9 protein-coding genes and 2 pseudogenes are annotated in these 7,750 nt (G+C 66.6%); 4 read left to right on the top strand and 7 right to left on the bottom strand.

From position 1 onward, the window contains the following. Nucleotides 1–586 (bottom strand): annotated as a pseudogene (locus ACH107_RS27630) (hypothetical protein); the annotation flags it as partial. A 114-nt stretch (nucleotides 587–700) separates the two neighbouring features. Between ACH107_RS27630 and ACH107_RS27625 the strand changes: the two are divergent. After that, entirely contained in the window at nucleotides 701–973 is a 273-nt protein-coding gene (locus ACH107_RS27625) for a rod-binding protein (protein WP_405049853.1), read from the top strand. Next, nucleotides 966–1,307 carry a hypothetical protein gene (locus ACH107_RS27620; RefSeq protein ID WP_412508896.1) on the top strand — a complete coding sequence of 114 codons (342 nt, stop codon included), beginning with the start codon at nucleotides 966–968 and terminating at the stop codon, nucleotides 1,305–1,307. The genes ACH107_RS27625 and ACH107_RS27620 overlap by 8 nt, the downstream gene beginning before the upstream one ends. 244 nt (nucleotides 1,308–1,551) lie before the next feature. Here the strand turns inward: ACH107_RS27620 and ACH107_RS27615 are convergent. Continuing rightward, nucleotides 1,552–1,641: pseudogene (locus ACH107_RS27615) on the bottom strand (chemotaxis protein MotB); the annotation flags it as partial. 170 nt (nucleotides 1,642–1,811) lie between these two features. On the opposite strand from ACH107_RS27615, the gene msrB reads away from it, so the two are divergent. Both msrB and msrA read left to right on the top strand, forming a co-directional pair. Further along, entirely contained in the window at nucleotides 1,812–2,258 is a 447-nt protein-coding gene (msrB, locus tag ACH107_RS27610; protein ID WP_412508895.1) for a peptide-methionine (R)-S-oxide reductase MsrB, read from the top strand. Then, the gene (gene msrA, locus ACH107_RS27605) at nucleotides 2,258–2,767 is read left to right on the top strand and encodes a peptide-methionine (S)-S-oxide reductase MsrA (RefSeq protein WP_412508894.1); all 510 of its coding nucleotides are present in this window, start codon (nucleotides 2,258–2,260) and stop codon (nucleotides 2,765–2,767) included. Before msrB ends, msrA begins: the two co-directional genes overlap by 1 nt. 3 nt (nucleotides 2,768–2,770) lie before the next feature. Here msrA and ACH107_RS27600 read toward each other — a convergent pair whose 3' ends face one another. The 5 genes from ACH107_RS27600 to ACH107_RS27580 all read right to left on the bottom strand — a co-directional run bounded on the left by ACH107_RS27600 (nucleotide 2,771) and on the right by ACH107_RS27580 (nucleotide 7,498). Beyond that, nucleotides 2,771–3,406, bottom strand: coding sequence for an ATP-binding cassette domain-containing protein (locus ACH107_RS27600; RefSeq protein ID WP_412508892.1), 636 nt, complete (start codon nucleotides 3,404–3,406; stop codon nucleotides 2,771–2,773). After that, on the bottom strand, nucleotides 3,399–5,039 hold the full coding sequence (locus tag ACH107_RS27595; protein ID WP_310691444.1) for an ABC transporter permease: 1,641 nt from the start codon (nucleotides 5,037–5,039) through the stop codon (nucleotides 3,399–3,401). Before ACH107_RS27595 ends, ACH107_RS27600 begins: the two co-directional genes overlap by 8 nt. A gap of 37 nt (nucleotides 5,040–5,076) precedes the next feature. Then, entirely contained in the window at nucleotides 5,077–6,276 is a 1,200-nt protein-coding gene (locus ACH107_RS27590) for an ABC transporter substrate-binding protein (RefSeq protein WP_412508891.1), read from the bottom strand. Continuing rightward, nucleotides 6,276–6,896, bottom strand: a complete 621-nt coding sequence (locus tag ACH107_RS27585; RefSeq protein WP_412508890.1) for a CDP-alcohol phosphatidyltransferase family protein — start codon at nucleotides 6,894–6,896, stop codon at nucleotides 6,276–6,278. The genes ACH107_RS27590 and ACH107_RS27585 overlap by 1 nt, the downstream gene beginning before the upstream one ends. A 146-nt stretch (nucleotides 6,897–7,042) precedes the next feature. After that, complete coding sequence (locus ACH107_RS27580; protein WP_412508888.1) at nucleotides 7,043–7,498, bottom strand: c-type cytochrome; 456 nt, start codon at nucleotides 7,496–7,498, stop codon at nucleotides 7,043–7,045. Between the last annotated feature and the right edge of the window lie 252 nt (nucleotides 7,499–7,750).

The raw sequence follows: 7,750 nt of genomic DNA, 5'->3' as shown, positions 1-7,750 counted from the left end.
AAGCACGATCAGCTTCAACGGCACCACCATTGACGCCACAAACGGAGAAAGCCCGAACCGCTGGCGCGAGCTGATCAACAACCACGGGACCAAAAGCCTTGCCAAGCATAAGGTCCGGGCCGTCCGGACCGGGCTGCCCCCCCTGGTGCGGGAAAATCCCCGCCGTTAGCCTTGGCGTGTCGCCCCCGGCAACCGGCTGCATCCCGTTGCCCTGTTCAACGGGGCGACTGGTCTTTGCGTCGGGCGTGGCCGGGCCGGGCCCGGCGACGGGTGTTTCGTCAGGCCCGTCACCCGATGGCAGGCGCGCCCCCTCACCCGGCACCGGGGCCGTTTCGGGCACCTGAGTCGGGGTGTCCGCGTCCGCCTCACCCGAGGGGTCGGGCGCAAGCGGGCCACTGCCGGGGGTGGCCGCGATATCCTCTGCGCCCTCCGCCCCAGCGGCCTGCCGCGACAGCACCCCGGCAAAGCTGTTCCGCGCCCCGGCCGCGCCGCGCGCGCCGTCGTCCTGCCGGATCATCATCTTGGCGCTGGCCGCGTCCGGCGAGGGCGGCCCCTGGGCCGTCGCGCGGGGGTCCATGGAAATCATCGGTGTCTCCGACTGGTATTGCCTGCCCCGGATACACCGAGAAAACTTACTCAATCTTTACCGCCGGCGGGCATGACTGCGCCGTATGCCAATTATCGAGAGGCCATCAGGATGATGATTTCCGAAACACCCGCGGGCCTGCCGGGCGCCCCGCAACAGGCCGAACGCCTGAAATCCGCCGCGCAACAGCTCGAGGCTTCGTTCATGGCGCAGATGCTGAAATCGGCCGGCGTCGGCGAAACGCCGCAGGGATTCGGTGGCGGCATCGGCGAGGATCAGTTCGCCTCGTTCCTGCGCCGCGAACAGGCCCGCGAGATGGCCGAGGCCGGTGGAATCGGGCTGGCCCAAAGCCTGTTCGAGGCCATGATGGAACGCCGGGATGTCTGATATCCTGACCCGCCTGAGCGCGCTGCTCGAGGCCGAGCGGCTGGCCCTGCGCCACGGCGACCTGGCCGCGCTGGCCGAGCTGACCCCCCTGAAAGAGACCCTGGCCGACGATCTGTCGCAGGGGCCTGCGCTGGCACCGGCGCAGCGCGACGCACTCGCGCATATGCTCGAGCGCAACCGCAGCCTTCTGGCCGCGGCACAGGACGGGGTGCGCGATGTCCAGGCGCGTCTGCGCGAACAGCAGCGCCTACGCCGGGGCATGACGACCTACGACCGCAGCGGCCGGGAAAACCGCGTCGGGTCCGCGCGCCCGGATACCGAGAGACGCTTCTGAGGGCCGGCGCGCACGATCCCAAGTGTAATCTAAAATTGGAAAGATCGACCACGAAAAAGCCAGCGTCGCGTTAAGCCACTGTTAGGCCGCGCCCGTACAGACTGCGCTTGCATCCGATCGGTTGGCGCGCTGCCACGACAGGCATCCGCACACGTCAGAAGGACGACCCGTCCGGCCCCGCCCGGGGCCGGTCCCTGAAAACCCCGGCGCAAAATGCGCCGCCAACAAACAGGACCAGACACATGGCGACCTTCCAGGCACCGCCGTGGTGCCCACCGCCTGCGATGACCTTCTTGCGCTTGATGATAACCGGCGCATTGGACCTGCCGCCCATGACCTCACCCTTTCTCTCACCCGGCGCCCGGGATAGCAGGGCAAAGGTGAAAGAGAGCCTAACGAGTCAGAACCGCGACGGCGCGCCACGCCGCTGGATCGCGCCCGCGTGAAGGTCTCTGGCATTTCGCGGTGATGGCCCCATATTTCGACCAAATGAAGGGAAAGACGATGCAGGATTATCAGAAGACACCCGACGCCATCGCCCGGCTTTCGCCCGAGCAGTACCGCGTCACCCAGGAAAACGGCACCGAACGGCCCTGGACGGGGCCCTACCTCGACAACCACGAGCCGGGCATCTACGTCGACATCGTGTCGGGCGAGCCGCTCTTCGCCTCTTCGGCCAAGTATGACGCGGGGTGCGGCTGGCCCAGCTTCACCAAACCGATCGAACCCGCGCATGTGGCCGAACTCATGGACAACAGCCTTGGCATGGTCCGCACCGAGGTCCGCTCGGCCCACGGCGACAGCCATCTCGGCCATGTCTTCCCCGACGGGCCATCCGACGCCGGCGGGCTACGTTATTGCATCAACGGCGCCGCCCTGCGCTTCATCCATCGTGACGAGATGGAGGCCGAGGGCTATGGTGCCTATCTCGACCAAGTGGAGGATATCTGATGGCTGAAGACCGCGCCGTCCTGGCAGGCGGCTGTTTCTGGGGCATGCAAGACCTGATCCGCAAGCTGCCGGGCGTGATGTCGACCCGTGTCGGCTACACCGGCGGCGACGTGCCCAATGCGACATATGGCAACCACGGCACCCATGCCGAGGGGATCGAGATCATTTATGACCCCGATACGCTGAGCTATCGGCAGATTCTCGAGTTCTTCTTCCAGATCCACGATCCGACCACGAAAAACCGTCAGGGCAACGATGTGGGGATGAGCTACCGCTCGGCCATCTATTACACCGATGCCCGCCAACGCGAAATTGCCCTGGACACGATCAAGGATGTCGAGGCGTCGGGCCTTTGGCCCGGCAAGGTGGTGACCGAGGTGGAACCCGTCGGCGATTTCTGGGAGGCGGAACCGTTTCACCAAGATTACCTGCAACGGGTGCCAAACGGCTATACCTGCCATTTCCCGCGGCCTGACTGGGTGCTGCCCCGACGCAACGCGGCGGAATAGGGCCTATTTCCCCAGGGTAATGACGCATCCCCCGGCAGCGCGGGCGTCTTCGGCATCATGGGTCACCATGAGCACGGGCAGGTCACGGTTTCGGGCCATCTCGAACACCAGCTTCCGGATCTGCGCCCGGCGGGTCGTGTCCAGCCGCGAAAAAGCCTCGTCCAGCAAGAGCGCCCCGGGCTGCGACAAGAGCACCCGCAACAGCTGGACCCGCGCGGCCTGTCCCCCGGATAGCGTCGCGGGATCGCGGCCCTCGAAGCCGGCGAGGCCGATCTCGGCAAGCGCGCGCGCAATAGCTTCGCGCCGTGCTGCCCGCGTGCCGCCGGGGGCCATGCCGAATGCAAGGTTCTGCCCGACGCTCATGTGTGGGAACAGGATATCGTCCTGGTACAGGATGCCGACCTGACGCCGGTGCGGCGGCACCCCGGTGATATCCACACCATCCAGAAAGACCCGCCCTGTCGCAGTGAAGGCCGGCGGCAAGGTTCCCGTGACAAAGGACAGAAGCGTCGATTTGCCGACGCCCGAGGGGCCCATGATCGTCAGCACATCGCCCGGGGCAACAGTGCAATCGACCTCGATCACCGTCTGGCCGCCGTCGGTGATGCAGATCTGATCCAGTGTCAGCCCGTCAGACATGAAGCCCTCTCCTGTTGCGCCAGACCAGAGCCGGTAAAAGGATCGCCAGGGCGAAGGCCAGCAGCGCGGCGAGGGTCTGCACAAGGCCGTAGACACCGATTGCCCGGCGATCTCCGCCCGAGGCCAGCGCCACCGCCTCGGTCGTGAGCGTTGCAACCCGCCCCCCACCGATCAAGAGCGTCGGAAGATACTGCCCGACCGAAACCGCCATGCCAACAGCCAGGGCCGTCAGGATCGGGCGCAGCAGCATCGGCAGCCGCACGCGCCAGAAGACCCGCCAGGGCGCCGCCCCAAGCGTGCCAGCCACCACAGCGATGCGCGGGTCCCAGGCGCGCCAGGCCTCCCCCAATGACAGAAAGACATAGGGCAGCACAAAGACCAGATGGGCAAGGATCACCGGCCCGCGCCCGACATCCGCCCCGACCGACAGCAGCAGGATCTGCAAGCCCGGCAGGAAGGCCGTCTGCGGCACCAGCAGCGGCAGGTAGAGCAGCCAGAGCCCGCGCGTCGTCAGCGTGCGCCCACTGCGGTGTTCGGCTTCCAGGCATCCCAGAACCAGCACCAGCGCGATCCCTGTGGCGGCCCCGGCGACCAGAAAGGTCTCGGCCGCGGCCTCCAGCGTGCCGGGGCCGTGCCTGTCCCAGTTGCGCAGGGTGAAGGCGTCGGGCAGGGCGTTCGGAAAGCCCCAGAAGCCGGCGACGGACCAGACCAGAAGCCCCAGCAGGGCCAGCAGGGTCGCCGCCGCAGAGAGCGCGCCCAGCCCGATCCCGCCGATGCGCAGGGCAGGATCAGGGCCGCCACGCTGCCCGGTCTCGATCCAGGCCCGGCCCAGGCAGGCGGCCCCGATCTCGGCCAGTCGCCAGAGCCCCAGCGCCCCGATGACCAGACCAAGCTGCAACAGGGCCGCCGCGGCCGCGGTCAGCCGCATGGACAGATCCGGGTCACCCATCCATTCGACGATCTGCACCGAGAGGCTGGGCGGCCGCGTGGGGCCGAGGATCAGGGCCACGTCCACCACACTCATGGAATAGGCCAGAACGACGTAGACCGGCAGGCGGATCTGCCGGTAGACGGCCGGGAACACGGACTTGAGCCAACCCGTTACCCGGTCATATCCCAGCGACCTTGCGGTTTTCAGTCTCTGGTGCTGCTGCACCTGCCCAAGGGCTGCCAGGGTCATCAGCAACAGGAAGGGAACCTCCTTGGTGACGAGGCCGGCAGTCATGGCGAGACCGGCCGGGTCCTGGACGATCAGCAGGTCGGGCGGGCGCGCCCAGCCCGTCAGCCAGGGCGAGGTCAGGCGGGCGAGCCACCCCGAAGGCGCGATGAGGAAGGCCAGGCCGAAGGCCGCCGCCGCGTGGGGCACCGAGAGGATCGGTGCGAGAACCCGCTGCAACACGCCAAAGGCGCGCGTGCCGGACCACCCGGCGGTCACAAGCACCACGATCCCCAATGACAGCGCTGTGGCCAATATGCCGGTGCTCACGGACAACCACACGGCCTGCCCCAGACCAGGCCAGGCCAGCAGCGCGCGAAAAGCCTCGAGAGACGGGCCGGTCAACCCGGCCCCCGGCAGATGGCCGAAGGCGGGAAGGAACGTCCCCCACACCCCGGCCAGCACCGGGCCGATCATCACGACCAGGGTCAGAAGGGGCACATGGCGCAGCACGTTACTGCCCAGTGCCGTAGCGCGCCGCCCAATCCTCGGCGATGCGGGTCATCCAGCTGGGGTGCGGTTCGGGCTGCACGTTGCCCAGTTCGGCCGGCGACAGCGTCGCGATGCCGAGGTCGAGCGCCTCGAAGGCCGCGCGGTCAGCCTGCGGCAGCTTGTCCATGTCCAGCACCGTGCCGTACCCCAGAACCTCGGGGTCCTGGGCGCGCAGCTGCGCCTCGGGCGACATCAGGAAATCGGCCACGACCATGGCCCCGGCAGCGGAACCGGAGTTGTAGGGGATCGCCACAAAGCTGGCATTGCCGATGGTGCCCTTGTCCGGCACGAAGGTGCGCACGGTATCTGGCAGCTGGTTGTTGGCGATCGCCGCCGTCGCCTCACCCGGGCTGAAGGAGATTGCCAGGTCGATCTCGCCATCGGCGATCAGTTGCAGCTGCGCCGGGCCGGTCTGTGGATAGGCGCGGCCCTGTCGCCAGAGTGTCGGGGTCAGTTCCTCGAGAAAGGCCCAGAGTGGCGCGGTCACATCATCATATGTCGCGTCGGTCACGGGCTTTTGCAGCGCCGCCGGGTCGTCCGTCAGATCGACAAGCGCCTGTTTCAGGAAGGTCGTTCCCAGGAAATCCGGCGGCTGCGGGTAGGTGAAGCGCCCCGGGTTGGCATTGGCCCAGTCCAGGATCTCGGACATGGAGCCGAGCGGGGCGTCGATATCGGCGGTGTCATACATGAAAACCACCTGCGCCATGGCCCAGGGGCTTTCATAGCCTTCGGTGGGCACGGTGAAATCGGTCCGCACGGTCTTGTCTTCGGTGTCGACGTATTGCCAGTTCGGCAATTGCTCGGCGTAGGGGCCGAACAGCAGGTCGGCCTCTTTCATGGCCGCGAAATTGGCCCCGTTGATCCAGATGAGGTCGATGGCGCCGTCGCTGTCCTCGCCCGCCTGCTTTTCACTGACCACTCGGGTGACGGCATCGGCGGTGTCGGTCAGCTTGACGTGTTCCAGCGTCACGCCGTGGTCCTCGGCCACGCGGTCACCCACCCAGGCGATGAAATCGTTTGTGGTGGTCGATCCGCCCCAGGCATTCCAGTAGACGGTCTGGCCCTCGGCCTCGGCAAGGACAGCGTCCCAGTTGGCGGGATCAGGCGTGGCAAGGGCGGCCATGGGCAGGGACAGGGCGGTGGCGAGCGTCAGATATCTCATCAGTGGTCCTTGGTGGGTGCGAAAGCGGTTCGGGCGGCCAGCAGGCGCAGGGTCGCGGTCAAGAAACACAGCGTGCCGAAGACCCAGGCAAGCGGGGCGAAGGCCCCGGGAAACAGGCACAGGAGCACGAAGAACAGGATCGTCTCGGTCCCTTCCAGCAGCCCGTTGGAGAAATAGAGCGATTTGGCCCCCTGCGCGGAGGTGTCGATCCCGTGTTTCTCGGCCAGGATCGCGTAACCCAGAAAGCTCGTGCCATTGAAATAGAAGGCGGCCAAAAGGAAGGCCCCGGGCAAGCCGTTGGCGGCAGGGTCGAGCATAACGAAGGCCAGCGGGACCAGACCGTAGAACAGGAAGTCGCAGGCGATATCCAGATAGCCGCCAAAATCCGTCTTGCGGGTGGCACGGGCGACGGCCCCGTCCAGCCCATCGGCGATGCGCGATGCCAGCAAGGGGACCAGCGCCCAGAGCGGCTGTCCCAGCGCGATCAGCAAGGCCGCGAAAAGCCCCAACGCCAGCCCGATCAGCGTGACCACATCGGCCCCGATACCCAGCACGGCGACACGGCGGCCTATCGCATCGAGCGGGGGGTCGATCAGTTTTCGGGCGGCGGCATCAAACATCGGCTCTCCTAGGTTCGGCACTTGTCGCCAAGACGGGCCGTCGTGGCAATCCGCTTGACGCGAAAGTGAGCAGGCTGTGTCCCATGCAAAGAAAAACGGCCACGCTGCTGCGAGCGTGGCCGTTCCGGTCAATCTGGCCTGCGCGCTTATTCGGCGGCCATGTCCCCGCCCAGGCTGGCGAGATAGGCGTAGATATTGACGGCATCCACGGGGTTGCGGACACGCCAGGACATGCGCGACCGGGCCCGGTCGTCGCCGGTCGCCTCGCGCAGCCATCCGGTGGGATCCTGCAGGTAGGCCACGAAGTTTTCCTCGGTCCAGACCATATCGGTCTCGGCCAGCTGCGTGATTCCGGGGCCGTAGCGGAAATCCTCGACCGAGGCGATCGGACGGCCGGCAACGCCGTAGAGGCTCGGACCGGTGCGCATGTTCGGGCGGCCCGCCAGGACGTCGCCATCCTCGTTGACGACGTTATGGCAGGTCACGCACTGGCGATCGAAGGCCTGTTCCCCGGCAGCGGCATCACCCGAGGCGGCGTGGCCTCCGGCATAGGCGGGAGTGGCAAGCAGCAGGGCTGCGGCCGTGATTGCGAACTTGGTCATGACGTCTCCTGATCTGGTTTTCGTTGCGACTGGTTGGCCTGGGCGAGCCTACCCAGAATCGCTTCATGATCCAGCCGTAAATTCGCGCTGTGACCAGAGCACCTCCGCGCAGCAAGACCAGCCACCCGAAACAGTGCGGCGGAACAGGGGTGTGTGGTGCCGCTGAAGTGCGGTTCTATTCCCGTTACAGGCACCCTCATCGGGCTTCCCTTCAGCAAAACAAGGGCTATCGCCTATGACCACCCGGCGTCA

It is taken from the genome of Roseovarius halophilus (ex Wu et al. 2025), from assembly GCF_047086965.1.
The sequence above is the reverse complement of the archived record's forward strand: the minus strand, read 5'-3'. Positions and strand labels throughout refer to the sequence as shown.

Coding starts and splice junctions, on each gene's coding strand:
- msrB (WP_412508895.1), top strand. CDS start 1,812: ATGCAGGATTATCAGAAGACACCCGACGCCATCGCCCGGCTTTCGCCC.
- ACH107_RS27595 (WP_310691444.1), bottom strand. CDS start 5,039: ATGATCGGCCCGGTGCTGGCCGGGGTGTGGGGGACGTTCCTTCCCGCC.
- ACH107_RS27580 (WP_412508888.1), bottom strand. CDS start 7,498: ATGACCAAGTTCGCAATCACGGCCGCAGCCCTGCTGCTTGCCACTCCC.
- ACH107_RS27600 (WP_412508892.1), bottom strand. CDS start 3,406: ATGTCTGACGGGCTGACACTGGATCAGATCTGCATCACCGACGGCGGC.
- msrA (WP_412508894.1), top strand. CDS start 2,258: ATGGCTGAAGACCGCGCCGTCCTGGCAGGCGGCTGTTTCTGGGGCATG.
- ACH107_RS27590 (WP_412508891.1), bottom strand. CDS start 6,276: ATGAGATATCTGACGCTCGCCACCGCCCTGTCCCTGCCCATGGCCGCC.
- ACH107_RS27625 (WP_405049853.1), top strand. CDS start 701: ATGATTTCCGAAACACCCGCGGGCCTGCCGGGCGCCCCGCAACAGGCC.
- ACH107_RS27585 (WP_412508890.1), bottom strand. CDS start 6,896: ATGTTTGATGCCGCCGCCCGAAAACTGATCGACCCCCCGCTCGATGCG.
- ACH107_RS27620 (WP_412508896.1), top strand. CDS start 966: ATGTCTGATATCCTGACCCGCCTGAGCGCGCTGCTCGAGGCCGAGCGG.